Consider the following 22406-nt stretch of genomic DNA (forward strand, 5'->3'; position numbering starts at 1 on the left):
GAATGGCTAAAAACACTTTTATCTGTATTGATGCCCATACCTGTGGTAATCCGGTGAGGGTTATTAAAGAGGGTATTCCTAATTTAATTGGGAACAATATCAGCGAGAAGCGGCAACATTTTTTAAAGGAGTTCGACTGGATAAGAAAAGGTTTGATGTTCGAACCCAGGGGGCATGATATGATGAGTGGAAGTATGTTATTTCCTCCCGCAAGTCCTGATAATGATTTTGCTATTTTGTTTATCGAAACTTCGGGGTGCTTACCAATGTGTGGTCATGGAACTATAGGAACTATTACTATTGCTATTGAAGAGGGCTTAATAACCCCAAAGATTCCTGGGAAAATTAGGATGGAAGCACCAGCTGGATTGGTTGAAATAGAATATCAACAAGTAGGAGGTAAAGTTGAATGGGTAAAACTTACCAATGTAAAAAGTTACTTGGCTGCTGAAGGATTAACTATTGATTGCCCTGAATTGGGAGCGATTACTTTTGATGTTGCCTACGGCGGAAATTTTTATGCCATTGTAGATCCTCAAGAAAATTTTTTAGGAGTTCAGGCTTTTTCGGCATCACAAATTATTCAATATTCGCAAGTGGTTCGACAACGTATTAATGAAAAATATCCTGATCTATTCATACATCCAGAAGACAAAACCATTAGAGATGTATCGCATATGCTTTGGACAGGAACTCCCATAGATCCAACATCATCAGGCAGAAATGCCGTGTTTTATGGTGATAAAGCTATTGATAGAAGTCCTTGCGGCACAGGAACATCAGCTCGATTGGCACAATTGTATGCCAAAGGAAAATTGAAAATAGGAGAGGATTTTATACATGAAAGCTTTATTGGTAGTAAATTTATAGGTAGAGTAGAGAAAGAGACCACATTACATGGAGAGTTAGCAATTATTCCAAGCATTAAGGGGTGGGCAAAAATTTATGGACACAATACCATCACTATTGATGATGAAGATGATCCTTATGCGCATGGTTTTCAAGTCATTTAATATGAGTAAAAACGTAATTATTATTGGTGGAGGTATTATAGGATTAAGTTCTGCTTATTACCTTCAAAAAGAGGGGCATCAAGTAACGGTTATAGATCAATCTAATATGGATAGCGGTGCGTCGTACGTTAATGCCGGGTATCTATCACCCAGTCATATAATTCCATTATCGGCTCCTGGTGTTATGAAAAAGGGACTAAAATGGATGTTTAATTCATCAAGTCCGTTGTACATCAAGCCAAGATTAGATTTAGATTTTTTAAAATGGACTTGGGCCTTTAATAAATCGTGTAATGCTAGTCATGTTCAAAAATCAATTCCAATTATAAAGGATATTGCTGTTATGAGTCAAGAGTTGTATGACGATATTCATAAAACAGAAAACTTTACCTCTCATTACGAAAAGAAAGGCTTATTGATGCTTTGTCAGACTGAGCATATGTTAGACGAAGAGATAAAGTTAGCTAACATAGCAAAGGAAAATGGATTGGATGTTGTAGAATTAAATAACGATGAGATTAAGGCATTAGAGCCTAATGTTGAAATGAATGTTTTAGGTGCGACCTATTTTAAATGCGATTGGCATTCTACTCCCAGCGAATTTATGGAAACCATGAAAGCTTATTTAAAAAATAATGGAGTTGTTTTTTATACCAATGAAATTGTTGCCGATTTAGAGATTAAAAACAAAACGATTAAAACTATAAAAACGAATAAGCAAACCTTAAAAGCAGATGAGTTTGTTTTAGCAGCAGGTTCTTGGACCTCCATATTAAGCAAAAAAATTGGATTGAAATTATTACTTCAGGCAGGGAAAGGATATCGTATCAATTCCAGTCAATATACAAACATTACTATACCAGCTATTTTAGCTGAAGCAAAAACAGCTGTAACGCCTATGCATGGCTTTACAAGATTTGCAGGAACAATGGAAATTGCAGGGATTAATAATCACATAAGAAAAGAACGAGTCGAAGCAATTTCTGATGCGGTAACACGATATTATCCAGGTGTTGTATTAAGTTCAGAAGAGAAAAGTGAGGCGAATTATGGATTGCGACCTTTGTCTCCAGATGGATTGCCATATATTGGTAAATCATCTAAATGTGATAATCTTACCATCGCTACAGGCCATGCTATGATGGGTTGGAGTATGGGACCAGCTACTGGTAAGTTGGTTTCTGAAATTATATCAGATAAGAAAACAAGTTTAAATACAGGAGTTTTAAGTCCAGATAGAAGCTTTTAAAAAAAAAAGATTTATGAGTGCATATGGAATTGGAGGATCAACAATTGAAGCAGAGTTAAATGCTATAAAACCTATAGCGCATTTGGTAAAGCCCATAGAAAAGGCAGAATACCAAGACCGTATTGCTAAAGCGTGTAGGTTAATGAAAAGTGAAGGTGCGCAAGTAATGTATTTGCATGCAGGTTCTAATTTGTTCTATTTTACAGGAACAAGATGGCACCCTAGTGAGCGTATGGTTGGTGCGTTGTTATTTGCCAATGGTAACGTACGTTATATAGCTCCAGAATTTGAACGTAGAACGGTTTTAGACTTTATGACTATTAAAGGCGAGGTGCGTTGTTGGGAAGAAAACGAGAATCCATGTGAATTACTCATTAAAATTCTTGACGAAAATGAGATTTATTCAGGAGATCTTTTAATTGATGAGTCAACACCTTTTTTTATAACTGATGGTATTTTGAAAGTTTCTCAGGCCATTAAATTAGTAAATGCCAAATCGATTATAGCGACTTGTAGAATGGTGAAATCTGAAGCAGAAATTGCTATTATTAAGCATGCTATGTACATTACTTTAGAAGTTCAAAAGGCAACTGCTAAAATTTTAAGGAAAGATATTACCGTAAAAGAAGTGGTCGATTTTATTCATGAAGCTCATAAACGCTATGGTATTGCTACAGGATCGTATTTTTGTATTGTGTTATTTGGCGTTGATACCGCGTTTCCTCATGGTGTCAAAACACCAGGAAATTTGAAACTGAACGATATGGTTATTGTTGATACAGGCTGCGTATTACACGATTATATTTCAGATATTACCCGGACCTATGTTTTTGGTGAAGCAAATGATTTGCAACTTAAGATCTGGAATATAGAAAAAGAAGCCCAACAAGCAGCTTTTAAGGCTTCTCAAATAGGAAATACTTGTTCGTCGATTGATGATGCTACCCGAGTTGTTCTTGAAAAACATGGATTGGGGCCTGATTATAAACTGCCAGGATTACCACATCGTACCGGGCATGGTATTGGATTGGATATTCATGAGTATCCATACATTGTTAGAGGTAATAAAACTGTTTTAAAACCAGGTATGTGTTTTAGTATTGAACCTATGATTTGTGTACCCAATAAATTTGGGGTTCGATTGGAAGACCATATTTTCATGACCGAAGAAGGACCTAAATGGTTTACCGAGCCAGCATATTCTATTGAAGATCCTTTTGGTTTTTCAAAATAGATGTAGACTTAATAAATGACAATTAAGGAATAATGCACTTGGTGCGGCTATGAGTTTTAAATTCTACCAAGAATTTTATCCATAATCCAAGCGGTGTGAAGCGCTGTCTTTCCAGTTGACGGATGCTCTTCTATGCCATCTAAATGCTTTTTCATGTTTTGAACATGATATAATTGAATGTTTTCTGGATGGTCGATGTTTAAACTGAGTGTTTCTTTTGGTGTAATAAGTTGAATAGGATTTTCATCAAAAACAGAAAATACTATTGAGCCTTTGCTTCCAATAATTTCAACTCGATCTTCTCGTGTCCAAGCACCAAAATTCCACAAAGCAGACCCTGTAATACCATTTTTATGAATCCATGAAGCCGATAGAGCATCTTTTGCCGAATATAAATCTTGTTGATTAGTACTTTGTCCATTAACAGATTCAACGTCCCCCAAAATGTAATGGAAAAAGTCTAAACCATGAGAGGCTAAATCATCAAAATAACCACCTAAAGCAATCTCTTTATCAGTTCGCCAATTGTAGTTTTCAGACACATCAATTTCATTAGCAGGTTTGGTTAACGACCAATGAATATGCCGTACATCACCAATTTCTTTATTGTCAATCCAGGTCTTTATTTGTTCAAATCTAGGAAGACTTCTACGGTAATAAGCAACAAAAAGCGGTACATTCTTTTCTTTAAAGGCAGAAAGCATGGTTTTACATTCTTCAAAAGTTACTGCCATTGGTTTTTCTACACAGCAAATTTTGCCTGCTTCTGCAACTTTTAAGGCATATTCTAAATGATTATTGGGGGGTGTTGCAATGTAAACAGCATCTATTTCTGGGTCATTAATAATGGCATCGGCATTATTTGTGTACGTTTCTATATGATGCCGTTTAGCAAAGTCTTTCGCTTTATCAAGATCTCTGCGCATCACAGCTTTTAGGTTAAAACCTTCAGTTTTTTGATAGGCGGGCCCACTCTTTTTTTCACAAACATCGCCTACACCAATAATGCCCCAGCTTACTATGTTGTTCTTCATAATTATATTAACTTGAGGTATCGGCAATTATTTTCCATTCGCCATCAATTTTTTTGAAAACAAGCATAAAAATCCCATCGGCATTTCCTGCATTGCGTTTTAAATGATATTCGCCTAAAACATAATAAGCCCCATCAGTAATTTTAGTCACCGCGTTGATTTTAAAACTTAAAGTTCCGGTATGATCTTCGCTAGGATATGCTTTTTTGTATCGTTCTAAAGTGTTTTCCCAACCATAAGTTATTCCATTGCTTCCATAGAATTTTAAAGAATCGCTTTTCCAATAGCCTTCCATAAACTCTTCAATATTATCCTTAGACCAAGCTAATCTTTGTTCTTTTAATACAGCTTTAATAGCCTTTATATCTCGTTCTTCAGTAGATTGAGCCGAACTTATTTGACCGACTATCAAGGTGAAAAAAATTAAAAAATATGTTTTCATGGATTTTAATGATTATTTATTGGTTGAATATAAACTTAACATTTGTAAAAATAGAAAAATCTTGATTTTAAAATGGTTCCTCGTCGATTAATTTGACACCTATTATTTTTTTAACTAAAGATAAATTCCGTTTATCGAAAACACAGGCGATTGTTTAGTCTTTGTTTTATATTTATATGAGAATCAAAAGATTAATAGCCCTAAATGTATTTGTTAACCATTAATTATCTTTGTTATGAACCTTAGAATTACACACAGTCACAATTTTTTTAAATTGAAAGGAATTCTTGATAAAAGAAGTTTAAGTATTTTTCAAAATGAATTCAATAATATTTTTGAACGGGTTAATGCACTAACTATTAGTATTGAAGAAGTTGAATGGATGGACCGTTATGGTGTGAAAGCTATGACTGGTTTACATGATGAAGCACTTTTAAAAAATAAAAAGTTATCTATTATTGGCTTAGGCTGTAAGGAATTATACGAGCACTTTAAATATAAAACAACAGCATAAAATAAATTTAAAGGACGTTTTTTTGATGTTTGTAAAAAGCATCAGCTTGTAACTGCATAAGTTCTCTAGCTTTTTTACGTTTGTAATTGTATAATTCGTCCTCCTTTTCAATATCTGTATAAATGCGGTCATTGATAGCATAGTCTGCTTTTAACATGACTTCTCTGTGATGTTTGTTTTGAAGTACGTTTGTTTTTACTGCTGTTTCTTGATCTTCTAATTTAAAATCATACGAACTTTTTGGCGATAGTAATTTTGCTAAAATAGGCGAGGTTTCTATGGCTAAAAACAAAAGGAAAATAAAAAATGATGGTAACCAAGGAAGTTTACCAAGAGCGTTTACTCTCGCCATTAACCCATCAAAATTATTGATAATAGGTTGCGTATTGACTACTTGAGTTTTGTAATCGCCTTTTAGAGTGGCAATTTGAGTTTCTGCCTCTAAAATTTTTGCCTTATTTTCTTGTTTTAATTGTTGTAATTCGGCTAATAAGGCGTCGTGCTTTTCACGTTTTTCTTTGTAAACAGGTCCTTTTCCTAAAAGTTTTGTTCCTGCAGTGCCTTCGGCTTCGGCAATATACGTGTCGTAAAGGGCATTAACTTCTGCCTCTTTGGTATCAATTTCTTGTTGCAATGAGGTTATCTGATTATTTAACCCTTCAATAGTTGGTGCGAACTGTTCTGCGATTTGATTTTTGTTTGCAAGTGTGAGCTCATTTTTTTGTTCTAGCAGTATTTGATTGATTTCTTTTTCAAAAATCTTTAATTCTAAGGGTTTCGAAATAACTACAGCAATAATAACTGCTAATAGAATTCTGGGAGATGCTTGAATGAGTTCATCTATAATATTGCCAGTTTTTTTTATGGTCGAAACAATATATCGGTCTAAATTAAAAATGAGTAAACCCCAGATAAGTCCGAAGAAAATAGCTGTATATAGATTGTCGAAAACGGTGTAAAGAGCATAGCTTCCGGCGATAAAAGCCATAACTGCTGTAAAGAAAACAGTGGCGCCAATGCCGGCGTATTTGTTTTGTTCACCTTTGGAACAATTATCTAAAATATCGGTATCTGAACCAGAGCAAATAATGAAGAATTGCTTTAACATAATGATTGATTTTGATTGATGATCGACTATTAGAACGTTAAAGCTAGTGATTTGTTACATCATTTTATAAAATTTATCTTTTTCGAGATCGTATACTCTCAATAATAACAGTTACAAGTATTAAAGATCCGCCAAAAAAGGTATTCCAAGTAGGGATTTCATTTAGAAAAAAGAAGGCCATCACAATTCCTAAAACAGGTTGCAAACTATTAATGATACTTGCGGTACTTACCGAAAAATATTTTAAACTATGAATAAACATAGAATGGCCAATCGCAGTCGTAATGAGTGCTAATAAAATAACATAAGGAAATTGTGTTGTAATATTGCTAACATCCATCGTAAACATCACTGGTAGTAATAATACGGCTAGTACAGAAATTTGATACATCATAAGCGTGGTACCACTATATTGTCCAACATGTTGTTTCAAAAATAAATTCCTTAAGGCATAACAAAAGGCAGAAAATATTCCCAGTAAAATTCCCTTTACCTGAGAACTTTCAAAGTTAAAATCTGGTGCTAGTATATAGATGCCTATTAGAACAATGATGCCTAAAACTATATGAATTACATTGAGTTTCGTTTTTATAAATAAGGGTTCTAATAAGGCTGTAATTACAGGAAATGTAAAGAGAGATAACATGCCTAGCGCAACATTTGAAAGTTTTAAGGCATAGAAATACGTAATCCAATGCACTCCTAACAGAACAGAGCTTAATAGAATGGTTGAAATATCTTTAGGCGAATTAATTTTAATGTTGAATTTTCTATATCTGCAAAAGATGTATAGAAATAGTGCCCCCAAAGCACTACGGAACCAGATGATAACGGGCGTAGGTAAATCGATAAATTTCCCTAAGACACCCGAAGTACTTATAAAAAGAGTTCCGATTAAAAGTTCAATAAGGTGGTTGGTATGTTGGTTTTTCATTTAGCATTTCAGAACGTGTTAGTGACTATTCTTTGATTACTATTTTATAATATTGAAATCATCAATACTTCGTATTTATAGTAAAAGATTGTAATCTTTTGTCTGCACTCAAGACAGACTTCAAGCGCGGCCACCTTTTACTTCTCAAAAGAAAAAGGTGGTAACACCCAAAATTATTTAGATAATTCTACAAAATATTTATAGAAATAAGGAATGGTTTCAATACCTTTTAAGTAATTAAAAACGCCAAAATGCTCGTTAGGTGAATGAATAGCGTCGCTATCTAACCCAAATCCCATTAAAATGGTTTTGCTTTTTAATTCTTGTTCAAATAAAGCCACGATAGGAATGCTACCACCACTTCGTTGCGGAATTGGGGTTTTACCAAAGGTTTCTTCGTATGCTTTGGAAGCTGCTTGATAGCCAATATTATCGATAGGTGTTACATAACCTTGACCACCATGATGCGGTTTTACTTTTACTTTCACGCCTTTTGGAGTGATACTTTCAAAATGTTTAGTGAATAATTCTGTGATTTCTTCCCATTCTTGATGCGGTACCAATCGCATAGAAATTTTAGCAAAGGCTTTACTAGCAATAACGGTTTTGGCGCCTTCGCCTGTGTAACCACCCCAAATTCCATTTACATCTAAAGTAGGGCGAATAGAATTTCGCTCGTTAGTGGTGTATCCGTTTTCCCCATAAACAGCATCGATATCTAATGCTTTTTTATAGTTATCTAGATTGAAAGGCGCTTTTGCCATTTCGGCGCGTTCTGCTTCAGAAAGATTTTCGACTTTATCATAAAAACCGGGAATGGTAATGTGATTGTTTTCGTCGTGAAGCGAGGCAATCATTTTCGTTAATACGTTGATTGGGTTTGCCACAGCGCCACCATAAAGTCCGGAGTGCAAATCACGGTTTGGTCCGGTTACTTCAACTTCTACGTAACTTAATCCTCGTAATCCTGTGGTGATTGACGGAATATCATTAGCAATCATGCCAGTATCAGAAATTAAAATAACATCGTTTTTAAGTTTTTCGCGGTTTTCTTTTACAAATGTTGACAGATTCACGCTACCAACTTCTTCTTCACCTTCCACCATAAATTTCACATTACAAGGTAGTTGATTGGTTTTGGTCATAAATTCCAAAGCCTTAACGTGCATATACATTTGTCCTTTATCATCACAGGCACCTCTTGCGTAAATGGCACCGTGTGGATGAGTTTCAGTTTTTTTAATTACAGGTTCAAAAGGAGGTGATGTCCATAATTCTAATGGGTCGGCAGGTTGCACATCATAATGTCCGTAAACCAGCACGGTTGGTAAGGAGTCATCAAATATTTTTTCGCCATAAACAATGGGGTAGCCCTTTGTTGGGCAGATTTCAACCATATCGCAACCAGCCTTCTCAAGACTTGTTTTTACAGCTTCGGCTGTTTTTAAAACATCGTTTTTATAAGCAGAATCAGCACTAATTGATGGAATTTTTAGCAATTCTGTTAATTCATTTAAAAATCGTTCTTTGTGTTCTTGAATGTATGCTTGTATGTTTTTCATATTGACATTTAATTTACTTCAAAAGTAATAAAAATTGAAGGTTTTTATGTTGAAGTGTTTGCAATTTAAAAATCTTGATTATATTTGCAATCCTTTTGCGGGCGTGGTGGAATTGGTAGACACGCTAGACTTAGGATTTAACCTAAGAAAAAGTGTTAAAATATTTAAAATGCGGATGTGGTGGAACTGGTAGACACGTCAGACTTAGGATCTGATGCCGCGAGGTGTGCAGGTTCGATTCCTGTCATCCGCACAAAAGCCGAAGAGAAATCTTCGGCTTTTTCATTTTAAAAAAGTGGGTTTTCTTCACGATTTTTGACCTTGGGTACAACATAGGTACAACATTTTACCTTTTTTCAGAACCGAATTGACTTTAATGCTATATCCTTTCATTTGATACCAAATACTATTTTCTGTATTGAGGATTAATAAATTTTAGGTTATCTCAACCTTCGTTCTTCGTTAGAGGGGTTTATTATCATACAATATACACGCAAGGTAAACTCGTAAAATACTTCCATCAAAAGACTACGGCATAAAGCCAACGCTTATTCCCCTACTCATTTATTCCGTTTCCTTTTGAGCCAAGATTTTATCTTCCGTTTGGTTTCTGCTCAAATATTGTTTAATCAAAAATTTGAGTATTATGACAACAAAAGCGAGTACCACAAAGAAGCGCAGTAGAGCGAAATCTACTGCCAAGAAAGAAGTGAGTGGAAAGAAAACATCCGCACTTCAAATTCAGAACTTACCATTAGGTAAAATCAAGCCTGACCTTGAACAACCGAGAAAAACTTTTAACGTAGATGCGTTAAAGCAGCTTTCTGAGAGTATCGAAAAACACGGTGTGTTGCAACCGATTACCGTAAGGCAACTAAATGGCCATTACGTCATCGTGATGGGCGAACGCCGATATCGTGCAAGTAAATTGGCAGGAAAGAAAACCGTACCCTGTATCGTTAGGACTTATGAGAACAATGATGTTCTGGAAGTTCAAATCATCGAAAACCTACAAAGACAGGATGTTGAACCGACCGAAGAAGCTGAGGCGATTGCTTACCTAAGCGAGAAATATGCACCTACCGAAATTGCGAAGCGATTGGGTAGAACGGATAACTTCATCAGACTGCGACTAAAATTGGCTGGCTTGATTGACGGTTTTAAGCACTTTGTCCGCAATGGCGAAATGACCATTTCTTTAGGTGTAGGTGTAGCGCTCTTTGAACCGGAAGAACAGCAGATGATGTTGGAAACAATGGGCGAAGATTTTAATGCGCATCAGATAAACAGGATGATTAAAGACCAGACTTATGACTTGGAAAATTCATCGTTTGATGTAGCCGATAAAAAATTAGTTCCGAAAGTTGGGTCTTGTGTTGAATGTCCTTTCAATGCAGCTAATCAAGGCAATCTGTTCGGCGAAGGAAAAATGGTCTGTACGAAAGCAGCCTGTTTTGAAACGAAGAAAAGCAAATCGCTCTTGAACCTGATTAAAAAGTCCAAGAAAGAGAATGTCCTTTTAATCCCTGAAATACGACAGTATTGGGCAGATGACGAGAACAATCAGCTCATTATATCGCAATTAGAAAAGAACGGATTGAAAGTCTATCTACTGGATGATGTGGAAATAATCGAAGACCCGATTGAGCCTACAATCGAGGTCATTAAAATAGAGTATCAACACTATGATTATTCTGAAGATGAACTAAAAACAGAATTGGATGAAGCAATGCAGAATTATAAAAAAGCATTGAAAAAATTCAATTCAGCAAAAGAAGATGGATTTAAAAACGGTATTGTGTTCCATCCCGATTCATTCCAGCACAAAGAAATTTTTCTAAAAATTGTTGAAAAATCAAAGAACGATTCTACGGAATATTCGGCACCATTGGCCAATAGGAAAATGGCAGATTGTACGCCTAAAGAACAAATCGTTAAAATCAACGAAAGAGAAATCCGTAAGAAGCAAATAGAGAACAACAAGCAGTTTGAAGAAGTTGTGCAAATGATGCGTGAAACGAAATATATCGATACGAAGAAGACACTTTCAACGGATGAAATGTTGGCATTCTCGATATCGCTCTTCGAAAATAATGTGGACTATATGAGCCAACAAAAGTATTTCTCAAAGTTCTTGGGCGACACTTCCACGATTACCAAAGTTGAAATGGTGGAGAATTTCAAGAAGAAGTTCAAAAAGGAAATCTTCCATAAGCTGATACGGTATATGCTCACAAAGCAAGTGCATTTTGGCGAAAGCAATCACGTCAATAATCTGACGAACATTTCATTTTACAACGCAATGCAAGGATATTACAAATCCAAGATTGCCGGCATCGAAAAGGAATATGCTGAAAAACAAGACAAGCGTGAAGCACGTTTAAAAGAGCGCATCAAAGTTCTTGAAAAGCAAATTCAGGAACTCAAAGATTAGCTTTTGTTGTTTGAAGAAGGGTCGGCATTCGTGCTGGCCCTTTTTCTTTTTATGATAGTGATTTAAAAGTGTGTTTACAAGGAAGGGGTTATCAATCAATAGTTAGCGCAAAGGTAAACTCGTAAAATACACCCATCAAAAGACTACGGCATAAAGCCAACGCAAAATCCTAAGCTTATTTATTCCGTTTCCTTTTGAGCTGAGATTTTATCTTCCGTTTGGGTACTGCTCAAATATTGTTTAATCAAAATATATCATTATGAAACGAGTATCTAAAAAACCTAAAATTTCCCTACAAGAAGCTGAAATGCATTATCAATCGAGTCGTGAAAATTACAAAATTGATAGTGGCGAAAGTCATTTAGCTTATTACAGGGATAAACATCCCAGCCATTACAAAGTATTATCAGAAAATGTTTAATCTAAATTCAAAAGCTATGTATTTAAAAAATTTGCAACAGGATGAAATTTTCGTACCATCCGAAATGAAAGCCTTAAAAAGTCTGACACAGATGGAATCCCGAAGAGGGCTTGAAAATGCCATAATCTCAAATGGCACAATCGTTAACGTGGTCTCGAACAGCTATGGCCACATTCCAAATCAACTGTTCTTCAAGAAAGCTGAAGAAATGCTGACTGATGCACAACTGAACTTCCATAAGCGAACTATCAACAAAAATGATAGGTCGTTCATTACTGACTTTATCATCGACGACAAAAGCCAGTTTACAGTCAAGAACCATAAGGACTTGATATTGCCGATGCTTCGGTTCAAGAATTCGTATGACGGAAGTGAAAAGACCTCTGGACACTTCGGATTTTACAGAGAAGTATGTTCAAACGGACTGCACGTTTCACAAGCAGAAATTGAGTTTTCCATCAAACATAGTAAGAACAATACGCACTTGATTATGCCAAGGCTGAACAATCTATTCGATAAGTTTCTGGATAATGAATTCTACACCATTACCAAGAAGTTCGACAAGATGAAGGAGTTTAAAATCATCGATACTCAGGAATTTGTAAAAGCGATTCTTGACAAAACAAAACTGTTTCGGTATGAATGTAGCGATAAGAACAGCGACCCGTCGAAAAAATCTCGTGAGGTCATCGAAATCTTGAACTATGAAGCATTGTTGCTTAATGAAGAACCAAATCTGTGGTTAGGTTACAATGCGTTTAATTCAGTACTGCATAATGTCTTAAAGAAAAGCTTTGGCCAACAAGAACGGTTGGATAAGAAACTGTTCGATGAAGTTTATGCAATGGTATAAAATAAATAAAGGTTTGTCCAGTACCTCAAACTGGATTTTTTTGTGCATGCTACTTATAGGTTTAAAAGCAATACCGTTCAGCACATTCCCCTGCATTACGCAAAAAAGCTTCATTCCGGGAAAAGCGCTTCCCTACAATGGTCTTGGACACAACTTCAAAGCTTCCGTTTTCCATTCCACTTGCCCGTACATTCCCGAGAAACATCGGGAAACGGTCAAACTGCATTCCAACCTACACCTTCAAAGTCAAGTCCGCTTTAAATCCTGAATAATGAGAATTAATAGTTTTCTTAATCCGTTCAGCACATTCCCCTACATTCCGCGATCGCCTGCTGAAAAAGCAGGCAACCACTTCATTCCGTGAAAAGAGCTTCACTACTTATATCTTGGACACAATCCCCAATTTTAGCTTTCCATTCCGTTAACCCTTCCCGATGCTCTGGAAAGGAACACTTCATTCCTTTGCCAAAATTGTGAATTAAGTCCGCTTTTCATCGGAAAGTCATCACTTCGGTTTTTTTAACAGGATTTTCGGCGCGGTCTTCTTGAGCCCTCACTCAAAAATACTTAAAAACCGAACCGCTGTCTTACACATTTTAAGGGGTTTATAATGGATAAAGCCTCTATTGTTTTTCGGGTCGTCGAAAAACAGTCACGACATAACCAATTCTAATGTAAACACAGCTACTTATTTCGCTTAACTGTCGGTACGCTCAAACGCAACTGCGTTTAAAAGAATTGCTAATGCCCTTATGGAACTTGTCAAGACTATACAAGTTTTAGTGAAAAATAAGGTTTCTACTTCCTTGAAAATCCAAGGATTTTTCTACGTCGCAAACACACCTGATTTTACCCTAAAAGTCTTGACAAAACCCACTCTATCCATTGTGCGATGCACAGAAGAAAAGAACAAACACCCCTTAAAATTTAATTCAGTTTAAAACAAATAGGGGAAATATAAACCAGTCTGTAACAAAGCAGACACAAATCTTTTTATTATGAGTACTATTAGAAATCACGTACAATTGATTGGAAACGTTGGACAAGAGCCAACCATTACGAACCTTGAAAGCGGTAAGAAAGTAGCTCGCTTCTCACTCGCTACAAACGAGTATTACAAAGACAGCAAAGGCGAAAAGCAAACGGACACCAACTGGCATACCGTTGTGGCTTGGGGCAAGACTGCTGAAATCGTTGAGAAATACGTCGAAAAAGGCAAAGAGGTTGGAATTACAGGGAAGCTAAAAACCCGAAGCTACACAACTGATGCAGATGAACAACGCTACGTTACCGAAGTGGTAGCTGATGAAATCCTATTACTTGGAAGCAAAAGCGATAAGTAATCTTTAAAATTAAAGAGGGCGCACCTGTGGAAAGTTTCGCCCTCTTTTCATTATTCACACATTAAATACATAAACAATGAAAGCACAAGTTAACGAAATAAAAGAGCGATTGCAATATTTTACTGGAACAGAAATGTTCTATTCTTTACCGCTCATACGAACAAGATTTACAGACGGATTAAAATATCTCTCTACTGTAGCAGAATGTTTTTGGCTCATTACGGACACGTCCGTAATTGCAAAAAGTCTGATGAACCGAAGCGAATTTGTAACCATCGATTTCAAGAGATTGCCTAAAGAAAAACAGGATTATTCTGGTTATGAAGCCGAGATAATTTACAGCGATGGCAACGACAATATTTTGGAAAAACACGGTTACAGAGCAACCGATTTTCCACTCGATGAACTGCGGTTATTTTTTGTAAATGATACACTGATGTTACCAAGTGAATACTAAATTTTGAAGTTATGATTTACATTAAATTTCAAGATTTGAGCGAGGAAAAACAAGAGGAACTCTTACAGGTTTCGAGAGAACACGTTACACATATTTATGGGGAATCCATCCAAAAATATGTTGACGAAACTGGGGCAGATTATGATAGTTTGATAGATGAAGAAATGATTAAGAATTTATACAGTTACAACTTCGTTTTCAATATCTAATTTCCTAAAGTTAATTTTTAAGCACCTCTAAATTTTAGAGGTGTTTTTCTATGCAATTAATATATAGTCAAGAAAAAAACGTATCTTTATTTCGCTGAAATTTAGCATTCAAATTTAAGTAGGGTTATCCACATTTCGACTTTCGCCGATAACCGTACACATCGAAAAATAACATATCGGAAAATCATTTTCCCTGAAAATGGCAATCGGCTTTTTAGTCGGATTGTATGGATTTTTGTCACGCTTGCGCGTGACGAAAAGGAATAGCAAGAGGGTAACGGGCTGCGCCGCGTTACATATTCCATTTTCATTTTAATCTATTGATTTTTAAGTACTTAAAAATAAAGTAGATATAAAAAATCCATCGATTTGCGTCAAATGGTCTTGAAACACCAGTAAACAGGGATGGATTTACGTCAAATCTTTAAAAAAGCGAAAGGAAATGGATTCATTCATCACTATCAGGTTCAAACGGAAAACTGCCAAAAGGTTTCAGGAATTTTCCAAGAAGCACTTCAAAACGCATACGGAAGCTATGGAAAATATCCTTGATTTTTTCCTTTACAATGAAATATCACCAAAGGAAAAATTGGGGCCAACTGGACGTACCATCGAAACTAAGTTACTCAAAAGAATCAATGCAGTTATCGCCATAATGCGAGACGTGGAAAAGACCCAAACCAAACCTACCGTAGCAATGTTGCAATCCCTTTTTGTAATGGACGAAACCAAAAAGAAACCGCTCATTTTGGAAAAAAAATATGCTGAGGAAAAGAAAGAAGTACGCTTTCGCGAAAAGCGAAACACCAACAATGAACTTTAAAAATTTAGTTTATGTATATCACGATCACACCTCAAAAAATGGGCGGTAACTTTTCCAAAAGTTCAGCTGATTTTGTTGGCTATTTAGAGAAGGAAAACCAAGTATTGGAACAACACGAAATGGAACATTTTTTCAATCAATATGGCGATGAGATTTCCGCTGAAGAAGTAGTCAAAGAAATAGATGGAAATACCGCAAAATTGGAAAAACACGAGCCAAGATTCTATTCAATTACCGTGAGTCCTTCAAAATATGAATTGCGAAAACTTCAGAACAGTAGCGAAGATTTAAAGAGATATACTCGCAAATTGATGAAGGATTATGTGGCTTCATTTAATAGAGAAATTAAAGGGCGACCTGTCAGTATCGACGACATAAAATATTATGCGAAAGTCGAACACCAACGCACATTTAAGGGGACGGATTTTCAGGTAAAAGAGAACCAACCTTTCGCAACAAAAATACTTCAGCTGAAAACTGAAATCCGAAATGTGCAAGAAGGACGAGCTGAAGGGAACATTAAAATAATGAAAAAGGAAATCACCAAACTGGAAAGCCAAGCACCACATCAACAAAATGGAAAACGGATTGTCCAGGGAATGGCGAAAGATGGAAACCAAAGTCATATCCATATCATCGTGAGCCGAAAGGATGCATCAAACAGATTCAGTTTGTCACCGGGAAGCAAATACAAAGCTTCCGATGTGAAGTTGAATGGGGAAACCGTAAAACGTGGTTTTGACCGAGACAAGTTTTTTGAGAGAGCAGAAAAATCCTTTGACAAGACTTTTGGCTATAAACGCAACTTTGCCGAGACTTACAAAGCCCGAAAGGATTTTGTAAAAAGCCCAAATCTATATTTCGCTGCCTTGATGAAATTACCTGCAAATGAAAAGGCATTGGCTTTCAAAATGATAACCAAAACGGGATTGCCGATAGTGCCAAGTATTCCAGTTAGTCAAACACAAATCGCACTTCGGATTTTCAAAAGGTTAAGACGTGGTGCAGAAGTGGCCATCAAATCAAGTTCAATAGGAATCTAAGTATGGAAATAAACAATCTTATAACGATACTTTCAATTATTGTTCTGGCCAGTATGGTTTTCTATGCAATGTTTCGGGTAAGTAAGTATGCGTTCCTATTAAATATCACAATGCTTTCGGTCTTCATTTTCTACATTACTGAAGGAAATGAATTAGTGTCAATATTTCTTTATTTAGTTTGTCCTCTAATGTTAATTAATATAGGACTATATGTTTTTTTGCATAAGGTTGAAAATGCACAAAATGGCGATAGAAAGTATCAAGTCAATTTTGCTACTATCAATGGAAATTTCAAATTGGACAACATCAAAAGGGGTGCATCCATAATCGGTTCTGCGGGAAGTGGAAAGACCGAAAGTGTGGTGTATGGCTTTTTAAAACATTTCCGGAAAGAGCACTTTTGTGGAATCATTCACGATTACAAGGATTTTGAATTGACCGAAATGGCGTATCCACTTTTTAAGGATAGCAATGTTCCGTTTAAGGTCATTTCCTTCGATAATATCATCCATAAGGTAAATCCTATTGCACCTCGCTATTTAGAGAACGAGGAAAGCGTAAACGAGGTGTCAAGGGTATTGATTGAAAACCTTTTGGAACAAAGAGAAAGTGGAACAACAGGAACAACCAAATTTTTTAACGATGCGGCTGAAGGTTTGATTGGTGGGTTGATTTGGAAACTGAAAACCGACTACCCCAAATACTGTACGTTGCCACATTTAATAGCAATATACCAACATCTCGACACCGACAGCCTTATTCAGTTTTTAGAAACCAATACCACATCGCGGGCAATGGCAGATGCTTTTATTAGCGGAAAGGATTCAGATAGACAGACAGCTGGTGTAAAAAGCACTTTGGCAAATGCCCTGAAACGAATTAGTACACAGCGTATTTTTATGGCACTATCCGCAGACGAAGTGCCATTGAATATCAATAGCGAGGAAAATCCTGCAATAATTTCCGTGGTAAACAATCCAAAATATGAAACCTCTTACTCACCAGTTATCGCCACGATTATCCACACCATAACAAAACAAATGAGCGTTCGGAACTCTAAACCGTCATTCTTACTGATGGAAGAAGCACCTACGATCCGTTTGTTAAATATGCACCGCATTCCGGCAACACTTAGAAGTTACGATATTGCCACCATTTATGTAATGCAGGATAAGATTCAGAATGATATGATGTATGGCGATAAGGCAAGCAAAGCGATTTTAAGTAATCTATCTTATCAGTTTTTCGGCAAGGTCAACGACCCAGATACTGCAAAGTATTATGAACGCTTTTTTGAAATTATTAAAGACCCTACTAAGAGTATAAGCCGTGGACATAACCTTGATTTCGATACTCGCATTACTACTGGCGAAAAGGAAATCCCAAAAATTAGAGCAGATGTGTTCTTTAGATTAAAGCAGGGCGAGTTTATTACGTATGCTGATGGTAAGGATAAGAAAGTGCATTTTAGATTGTCCAAAATTCAAAGGCAACTTCCTGAAGAATCCAAGCAATTTTCTCAGGCAGATTTAGCGGCTAATTTTGATAGGATTTATGATGAGGCGAGGTCGATATTTAATTAGCCCTTAAGTAAGTTAGTCTTTAATATAGTCCTACATACCCTAAATTTGCTAACCTAAAATTCATAGCTTGTTCGCTAACTTTAAATTTATCAGCCAAATAACTTACGATATCATTTGTATTCTTCGGAGCAGAATTAATTGCAGAATTAATAAAATCTCTGGGCATAAGTAAAGAGGCGGCAAATGCATTTGCTTCACGTTCTTTCTTAATTTCACCAGTACTCGAATCAAAATTCCTGTACATAATCTTTTCATTCTTATCAACAAAAAGAGGTTTACTATCACGATGAAGAACAAAGTGTCCTAATTCGTGGGCGATAGTAAATCTTTTCCTGTTTTCGGATTCCGTCCTGTTATATCTAATGTACGGTTTGTTATTTTTAATTACAAAAAGACCTGAAATATCAAAATCTAAATCCTCTGCTTTCACATCAACGTTAAGATGCTTTGCGATTTTTTCAATATTAATGCCTCTTGGAGTGGATATACCTAAATCACTAATAATTTTGCTGGTAATACTTTCTATTCTATGGTTCATCATATTTAAAGTTTTTTGAGTACTACATTAAGCTTTTCTTTTTGCTCTTTCTTTAGAGTTGAAGAATTTAAAAATCTTGAGTAGTCTGTTACATTTGAAGTTGCAAAATTAATAACTTCTTCGTAAGAAGGGAGCAGATCGTTGACATCAATCTTTAAGTCCTTCGCAATTTCGTAAAGACTATATAATGGGACTTGGTGGCGACCTACCTCAATATTGGAGATTGAGGAACGGCTTATATCTAAATTCTTAGATAACTGAAGTTGACTAATATTCAACGATTCTCTATGGGATTTAATTCTATCCCCAATTATCTTATACAATGCTTCTTTATAATCTGCCAAGTTGATAGGAATTCTGTGCAAAGATACAAAATGTTTACGAAACTATCAACAAATGAGCACTATTTTAAACAATTAAAATTGTAGGTAAATAAAAAATGTTTATATTTGTAACTTAATAATGACAGTAATATAAACATTTTAAGATGGCGAGAAATAAACCAATTGGGGATAATGCTCGAAAAGGAGCAGTAAAGCAAAGGTCGCAAGTACTTAACCCAAAAACGAACTTGTATGTAAAAAGAGATTCTGAAACGGGTCGTTTTATGGATGTAAAAACGACAGGAGGTAAATTTAAAGGAGTTAGAAAAGAAAAATAATATGTTAAACACAATCCCCAATCTGCCTGTCCTCTTTCCAGGGGACGTAATTGTTGCCAAGAAACGTAAAGGTCTTGGACGAATCCTAAACCACTACATTGTATATGTTGGGAAAAACATTTTCATAGGAAATCTCTCTGATGGTGTAAAAGAATTACCTTATTACGAGCTAATGAAGCTCTTAAGAGAGTACGAGCCAACTGGTGTTAGACGGTTTAATGGCTCATACCTTCAGCGTAATGACGCTGTCAATCGGGCTTATTCAAAATTAGGGCATAGGTACAGCTTAATAAATTTCAACTGTGAGCATTTCGCAAATTGGGTGCAATTTGGAAGATTGGAAAGCAGTCAAGTCACTACTGGATTTGTCATTTTGGCAAGTGCTGTTTTCTTAAAATTGATTGCCACAGATGAGTAAGGAGCTAAAGAGGTTTTACGGGTACGTAATTGTGCTATTTATTGCTGTAGGCTATTTAGTCTATAGATATTTCTATTTAAGTCCAGTAACAGATTTCCATCGAGAAATACTCGTTACTTGTGCTTTCGCTATTTTATCAACCTGCGCGTTGGGAATTTACGAAACCATCAAATGCCAAGGTAAGTATTTTTTGACCGCCGTGAGGTGTTCTGTTTTTATTCCCAACAAGGAAACCTATGTGTCATTAAGTTATCTAATGAGAATAAAACTCTCAGGTGCTGAACGGTATTTTCTGGTAAAAGGGTCAAAGGTTGACCAATACCAGCCTGTGGGAGGAGTTTATAAAATCATAGGGAATAAGGATATATATAAGGAGTGGGAAGCACACCCGAAATCTGACAAGAAAAACCCTGATGATTTACGTTTTTTTGTAAAGGCAAAATACGTTCCAGAAATAATCCGATGGTTCAAGTCTCGAAAAGATAGAGAGACTGGAGTATGGCGAGAGTTTTATGAAGAACTGTTGGAAACTAAAATTGTAAGTCAAGAAAATTTTCAAACAATACGTGCTGAGTATTTGTGTTCGCACGAGAACATTCTTAGCAAGCAAAATAGGTTCAAAAGCGAACAATACCATACTCTCATATACGACATATTTCAGATAGAACTCAGTCCTGAGCAATTTGAAGAATTGAACAAACTACTGGCAAAAAAGACTTTTACTAAGCACTATGCATTTGTCACAAAGGACGAAATTGAAAAGGAATGTTTTAATGAACACAAATTAAAAATAGGACAACACACCAAATTTACAATATAGATGAACTTTCAAGAATACTTATACAATCAAGGCTTCCAAAGAGAAGACCTACTCGCAAGAATGGCAGAATCACTTGAGTTGGATGATTCCCGATCCAACAGAATGGAATCTGCCTACAATGCCATTTACGATGTTTTAAAAGCAGACCCAGTATTTTTCTCAAAGGTCGATTTTGTGGTATATCCGCAAGGTTCAAAGGCAATAGGTACCACTACAAAGCCTTATGGTAAAGATGAATTTGATTTGGACATAGTTGTCCATATTAGAGATTTGTTCTATAACTATACTTCCTCAGAAATTTACAATCATTTAATTCGAGTTTTTAGAGGCAATGATGTTTATCGTCCTAAGTTAATTCCCAAAAACAGATGTGCAAGAATAAATTATTCTGGCGATTTTCATATGGATATCCTTCCGGGATGTATTGTTATTGAGAACGAGGATAAATTAATGGTGCCAGATCGTGAATTGGCATCTTGGACATCTACATTTCCAAAAGGTTACATAGGTTGGTTTTTAGATATAGCTAAAGATGTTCGCCAACCCATTTTATTAAGAAAGGCATACGAAAATTTTGTCACTTTAGCTGAAGCAAAAGCTGAACAAGAAGATTTGCCAGAGGAAGATTTTTATTCAAAAGAACCTCTGAAGAGAGCGGTTCAGCTAACTAAGCGTTATCGCGACATATTTTTTGATGATAATCCAAAACACAGAACTTCAAGTATTGTTTTAACTACAATTTTTGGACAATTTTATGAAGGAGAGCCATCAATATATGAAACCATAGATAATGTTCTGAATCGCATTATAAATAATTACTCAGACTATCAACAACTATTTGAAAATCGCGGAATTTACAAGAGAATTAAAGTATTAAACCCTGTGAATCCAGAGGAAGATTTTACGGATAAGTGGGATAAGGATAAGGAGTTTTATAATCAATTTATTGCTTTTGCTAAAAGTTATAAGGAAAAATGGGAGCGTCTTAAAAAAGGGGATTTTGGAGTAGCTGAAGAACTTTTTGGTAGTACAAGAACTAAAACTATTTTAAAAGCCCAGTTAGAAAATTTATCCAAGGGTAAAGTAGATACACTTGAAAAAGCTGGTCTTACAATTATGTCTGGAAAAAATCACGTAGACCCAAAGGGAAATATTACGAAAAACAATGGATATGAAAGCAAACCACATCGAAACTATGGTGGTATTGAATTGGATATTAAAAAAGCCCCCAACAATTTATCTTCAAAAAATTATATAGCTGCATATATCCAAAAAGAATTTGTCGATAAAAATTTTCCTTGGTTGCAAACAGTTGTCAAAGATGGTAAACTATTGGGTAAGGGTAAGATAAAACCAAAGGGATGCAAAAAAGAATATGAGATTTTAATTAGTTATGATATCAATGACACTTACAGAAAGGAAAGGGTATTTATTCTTAATGATAGCCAAATCCAATTTGGAAAAACCCCACACTTATATCCAGGGAACAGTTTGTGCTTGTACTACCCAAAGGATATGCCACGAGATTTAGACTTGAACTTCGTAGATGTGGTTCCTTGGATATCGGAATGGTTAGTAATGTATGAACTATGGAAAAAATATGGTGTGTGGATGGCAGATGAAATAAAGCACTAAAGCAACACTTAGTTATTGTGTCCTGTCGTTAAGCTTCTATTGCCGTTCTTTTTTCCAGTTTCAAGATTCTTGGAGACT

Annotated in this window: 24 protein-coding genes and 1 tRNA gene; 18 read left to right on the top strand and 7 right to left on the bottom strand. The window is 35.8% G+C overall.

The features are described 5' to 3' along the window. Positions 1–2 precede the first annotated feature (2 nt). Genes G5V56_RS16010 through G5V56_RS16020 form a run of 3 tightly spaced genes read left to right on the top strand, consistent with a single transcriptional unit; the run spans position 3 to position 3496 of the window. A complete protein-coding gene (locus G5V56_RS16010) occupies positions 3–1013 on the top strand; it encodes a 4-hydroxyproline epimerase (RefSeq protein WP_166966945.1) in 1011 nt (336 codons plus the stop codon). Position 1014: 1 nt separating this feature from the next. Then, positions 1015–2262, top strand: a complete 1248-nt coding sequence (locus tag G5V56_RS16015; protein ID WP_166966947.1) for an NAD(P)/FAD-dependent oxidoreductase — start codon at positions 1015–1017, stop codon at positions 2260–2262. Positions 2263–2275: 13 nt separating this feature from the next. Further along, positions 2276–3496 (top strand): M24 family metallopeptidase, encoded by a 1221-nt coding sequence (locus G5V56_RS16020; protein ID WP_166966949.1) that lies wholly within the window; start codon positions 2276–2278, stop codon positions 3494–3496. Positions 3497–3552: 56 nt separating this feature from the next. Here the strand turns inward: G5V56_RS16020 and G5V56_RS16025 are convergent, their stop codons facing one another. Next, complete coding sequence (locus G5V56_RS16025) at positions 3553–4530, bottom strand: Gfo/Idh/MocA family protein (protein WP_166966951.1); 978 nt, start codon at positions 4528–4530, stop codon at positions 3553–3555. A 7-nt stretch (positions 4531–4537) separates the two neighbouring features. Beyond that, the gene (locus G5V56_RS16030; RefSeq protein ID WP_166966953.1) at positions 4538–4972 is read right to left on the bottom strand and encodes a YybH family protein; all 435 of its coding nucleotides are present in this window, start codon (positions 4970–4972) and stop codon (positions 4538–4540) included. Positions 4973–5207: 235 nt separating this feature from the next. On the opposite strand from G5V56_RS16030, the gene G5V56_RS16035 reads away from it, so the two are divergent. Further along, a complete protein-coding gene (locus G5V56_RS16035) occupies positions 5208–5486 on the top strand; it encodes a hypothetical protein (protein ID WP_166966955.1) in 279 nt (92 codons plus the stop codon). A 7-nt stretch (positions 5487–5493) separates the two neighbouring features. Here the strand turns inward: G5V56_RS16035 and G5V56_RS16040 are convergent, their stop codons facing one another. From G5V56_RS16040 to G5V56_RS16050, 3 genes are all read right to left on the bottom strand, one after another. Further along, a complete protein-coding gene (locus G5V56_RS16040) occupies positions 5494–6594 on the bottom strand; it encodes a DUF4407 domain-containing protein (protein WP_166966957.1) in 1101 nt (366 codons plus the stop codon). A 73-nt stretch (positions 6595–6667) separates the two neighbouring features. After that, positions 6668–7528 carry a DMT family transporter gene (locus G5V56_RS16045; RefSeq protein ID WP_166966959.1) on the bottom strand — a complete coding sequence of 287 codons (861 nt, stop codon included), beginning with the start codon at positions 7526–7528 and terminating at the stop codon, positions 6668–6670. Between the two features lie 173 nt (positions 7529–7701). Then, complete coding sequence (locus tag G5V56_RS16050; RefSeq protein WP_166966961.1) at positions 7702–9090, bottom strand: dipeptidase; 1389 nt, start codon at positions 9088–9090, stop codon at positions 7702–7704. Positions 9091–9261: 171 nt separating this feature from the next. On the opposite strand from G5V56_RS16050, the gene G5V56_RS16055 reads away from it, so the two are divergent. The 10 genes from G5V56_RS16055 (at position 9262) to G5V56_RS16100 (ending at position 18256) form a co-directional block, all read left to right on the top strand. After that, positions 9262–9343 (top strand) — tRNA-Leu (locus tag G5V56_RS16055). A 393-nt stretch (positions 9344–9736) separates the two neighbouring features. Beyond that, positions 9737–11524 carry a ParB/RepB/Spo0J family partition protein gene (locus G5V56_RS16060; protein ID WP_166966963.1) on the top strand — a complete coding sequence of 596 codons (1788 nt, stop codon included), beginning with the start codon at positions 9737–9739 and terminating at the stop codon, positions 11522–11524. 259 nt (positions 11525–11783) lie between these two features. After that, entirely contained in the window at positions 11784–11945 is a 162-nt protein-coding gene (locus G5V56_RS16065) for a hypothetical protein (RefSeq protein WP_166966965.1), read from the top strand. Between the two features lie 16 nt (positions 11946–11961). Further along, positions 11962–12798, top strand: coding sequence for a DUF932 domain-containing protein (locus G5V56_RS16070; RefSeq protein ID WP_166966967.1), 837 nt, complete (start codon positions 11962–11964; stop codon positions 12796–12798). Between the two features lie 998 nt (positions 12799–13796). After that, entirely contained in the window at positions 13797–14141 is a 345-nt protein-coding gene (locus G5V56_RS16075) for a single-stranded DNA-binding protein (RefSeq protein ID WP_166966969.1), read from the top strand. 76 nt (positions 14142–14217) lie between these two features. Beyond that, positions 14218–14598, top strand: coding sequence for a DUF6876 family protein (locus G5V56_RS16080; protein WP_166966971.1), 381 nt, complete (start codon positions 14218–14220; stop codon positions 14596–14598). An 11-nt stretch (positions 14599–14609) separates the two neighbouring features. Then, positions 14610–14807, top strand: a complete 198-nt coding sequence (locus G5V56_RS16085; RefSeq protein ID WP_166966973.1) for a hypothetical protein — start codon at positions 14610–14612, stop codon at positions 14805–14807. 442 nt (positions 14808–15249) lie between these two features. Further along, entirely contained in the window at positions 15250–15630 is a 381-nt protein-coding gene (locus G5V56_RS16090) for a BfmA/BtgA family mobilization protein (RefSeq protein WP_166966974.1), read from the top strand. An 11-nt stretch (positions 15631–15641) separates the two neighbouring features. Beyond that, a complete protein-coding gene (mobB, locus tag G5V56_RS16095) occupies positions 15642–16673 on the top strand; it encodes a MobB family relaxase (RefSeq protein WP_166966976.1) in 1032 nt (343 codons plus the stop codon). Between the two features lie 2 nt (positions 16674–16675). Beyond that, on the top strand, positions 16676–18256 hold the full coding sequence (locus G5V56_RS16100; protein WP_166966978.1) for a type IV secretory system conjugative DNA transfer family protein: 1581 nt from the start codon (positions 16676–16678) through the stop codon (positions 18254–18256). 19 nt (positions 18257–18275) lie between these two features. Here G5V56_RS16100 and G5V56_RS16105 read toward each other — a convergent pair whose 3' ends face one another. Then, a complete protein-coding gene (locus tag G5V56_RS16105) occupies positions 18276–18797 on the bottom strand; it encodes an ImmA/IrrE family metallo-endopeptidase (RefSeq protein WP_166966980.1) in 522 nt (173 codons plus the stop codon). 2 nt (positions 18798–18799) lie between these two features. Further along, positions 18800–19159, bottom strand: coding sequence for a helix-turn-helix domain-containing protein (locus G5V56_RS16110; protein WP_166966982.1), 360 nt, complete (start codon positions 19157–19159; stop codon positions 18800–18802). Between the two features lie 122 nt (positions 19160–19281). Here G5V56_RS16110 and G5V56_RS16115 point away from each other — a divergent pair, with 122 nt between their 5' ends. From G5V56_RS16115 to G5V56_RS16130, 4 genes are all read left to right on the top strand, one after another. Continuing rightward, on the top strand, positions 19282–19455 hold the full coding sequence (locus G5V56_RS16115; protein WP_166966984.1) for a hypothetical protein: 174 nt from the start codon (positions 19282–19284) through the stop codon (positions 19453–19455). Between the two features lie 172 nt (positions 19456–19627). Continuing rightward, positions 19628–19873 carry a lecithin retinol acyltransferase family protein gene (locus G5V56_RS18985; protein ID WP_206285917.1) on the top strand — a complete coding sequence of 82 codons (246 nt, stop codon included), beginning with the start codon at positions 19628–19630 and terminating at the stop codon, positions 19871–19873. Then, on the top strand, positions 19866–20693 hold the full coding sequence (locus tag G5V56_RS16125; RefSeq protein ID WP_166966988.1) for an SMODS-associated NUDIX domain-containing protein: 828 nt from the start codon (positions 19866–19868) through the stop codon (positions 20691–20693). Before G5V56_RS18985 ends, G5V56_RS16125 begins: the two co-directional genes overlap by 8 nt. Then, positions 20694–22328 carry a nucleotidyltransferase domain-containing protein gene (locus G5V56_RS16130; protein WP_166966990.1) on the top strand — a complete coding sequence of 545 codons (1635 nt, stop codon included), beginning with the start codon at positions 20694–20696 and terminating at the stop codon, positions 22326–22328. Positions 22329–22406: the final 78 nt, after the last annotated feature.

It is taken from the genome of Yeosuana marina, from assembly GCF_011762485.1.
Taxonomy (GTDB): domain Bacteria; phylum Bacteroidota; class Bacteroidia; order Flavobacteriales; family Flavobacteriaceae; genus Yeosuana; species Yeosuana marina.

Excerpts from the sequence above, each read along its gene's own strand:
- G5V56_RS16010 (WP_166966945.1), top strand. The coding sequence starts at position 3 with ATGGCTAAAAACACTTTTATCTGTATTGATGCCCATACCTGTGGTAAT.
- G5V56_RS16015 (WP_166966947.1), top strand. The coding sequence starts at position 1,015 with ATGAGTAAAAACGTAATTATTATTGGTGGAGGTATTATAGGATTAAGT.
- G5V56_RS16020 (WP_166966949.1), top strand. The coding sequence starts at position 2,276 with ATGAGTGCATATGGAATTGGAGGATCAACAATTGAAGCAGAGTTAAAT.
- G5V56_RS16025 (WP_166966951.1), bottom strand. The coding sequence starts at position 4,530 with ATGAAGAACAACATAGTAAGCTGGGGCATTATTGGTGTAGGCGATGTT.
- G5V56_RS16030 (WP_166966953.1), bottom strand. The coding sequence starts at position 4,972 with ATGAAAACATATTTTTTAATTTTTTTCACCTTGATAGTCGGTCAAATA.
- G5V56_RS16035 (WP_166966955.1), top strand. The coding sequence starts at position 5,208 with ATGAACCTTAGAATTACACACAGTCACAATTTTTTTAAATTGAAAGGA.
- G5V56_RS16040 (WP_166966957.1), bottom strand. The coding sequence starts at position 6,594 with ATGTTAAAGCAATTCTTCATTATTTGCTCTGGTTCAGATACCGATATT.
- G5V56_RS16045 (WP_166966959.1), bottom strand. The coding sequence starts at position 7,528 with ATGAAAAACCAACATACCAACCACCTTATTGAACTTTTAATCGGAACT.
- G5V56_RS16050 (WP_166966961.1), bottom strand. The coding sequence starts at position 9,090 with ATGAAAAACATACAAGCATACATTCAAGAACACAAAGAACGATTTTTA.
- G5V56_RS16060 (WP_166966963.1), top strand. The coding sequence starts at position 9,737 with ATGACAACAAAAGCGAGTACCACAAAGAAGCGCAGTAGAGCGAAATCT.
- G5V56_RS16065 (WP_166966965.1), top strand. The coding sequence starts at position 11,784 with ATGAAACGAGTATCTAAAAAACCTAAAATTTCCCTACAAGAAGCTGAA.
- G5V56_RS16070 (WP_166966967.1), top strand. The coding sequence starts at position 11,962 with ATGTATTTAAAAAATTTGCAACAGGATGAAATTTTCGTACCATCCGAA.
- G5V56_RS16075 (WP_166966969.1), top strand. The coding sequence starts at position 13,797 with ATGAGTACTATTAGAAATCACGTACAATTGATTGGAAACGTTGGACAA.
- G5V56_RS16080 (WP_166966971.1), top strand. The coding sequence starts at position 14,218 with ATGAAAGCACAAGTTAACGAAATAAAAGAGCGATTGCAATATTTTACT.
- G5V56_RS16085 (WP_166966973.1), top strand. The coding sequence starts at position 14,610 with ATGATTTACATTAAATTTCAAGATTTGAGCGAGGAAAAACAAGAGGAA.
- G5V56_RS16090 (WP_166966974.1), top strand. The coding sequence starts at position 15,250 with ATGGATTCATTCATCACTATCAGGTTCAAACGGAAAACTGCCAAAAGG.
- mobB (WP_166966976.1), top strand. The coding sequence starts at position 15,642 with ATGTATATCACGATCACACCTCAAAAAATGGGCGGTAACTTTTCCAAA.
- G5V56_RS16100 (WP_166966978.1), top strand. The coding sequence starts at position 16,676 with ATGGAAATAAACAATCTTATAACGATACTTTCAATTATTGTTCTGGCC.
- G5V56_RS16105 (WP_166966980.1), bottom strand. The coding sequence starts at position 18,797 with ATGATGAACCATAGAATAGAAAGTATTACCAGCAAAATTATTAGTGAT.
- G5V56_RS16115 (WP_166966984.1), top strand. The coding sequence starts at position 19,282 with ATGGCGAGAAATAAACCAATTGGGGATAATGCTCGAAAAGGAGCAGTA.
- G5V56_RS18985 (WP_206285917.1), top strand. The coding sequence starts at position 19,628 with ATGAAGCTCTTAAGAGAGTACGAGCCAACTGGTGTTAGACGGTTTAAT.
- G5V56_RS16125 (WP_166966988.1), top strand. The coding sequence starts at position 19,866 with ATGAGTAAGGAGCTAAAGAGGTTTTACGGGTACGTAATTGTGCTATTT.
- G5V56_RS16130 (WP_166966990.1), top strand. The coding sequence starts at position 20,694 with ATGAACTTTCAAGAATACTTATACAATCAAGGCTTCCAAAGAGAAGAC.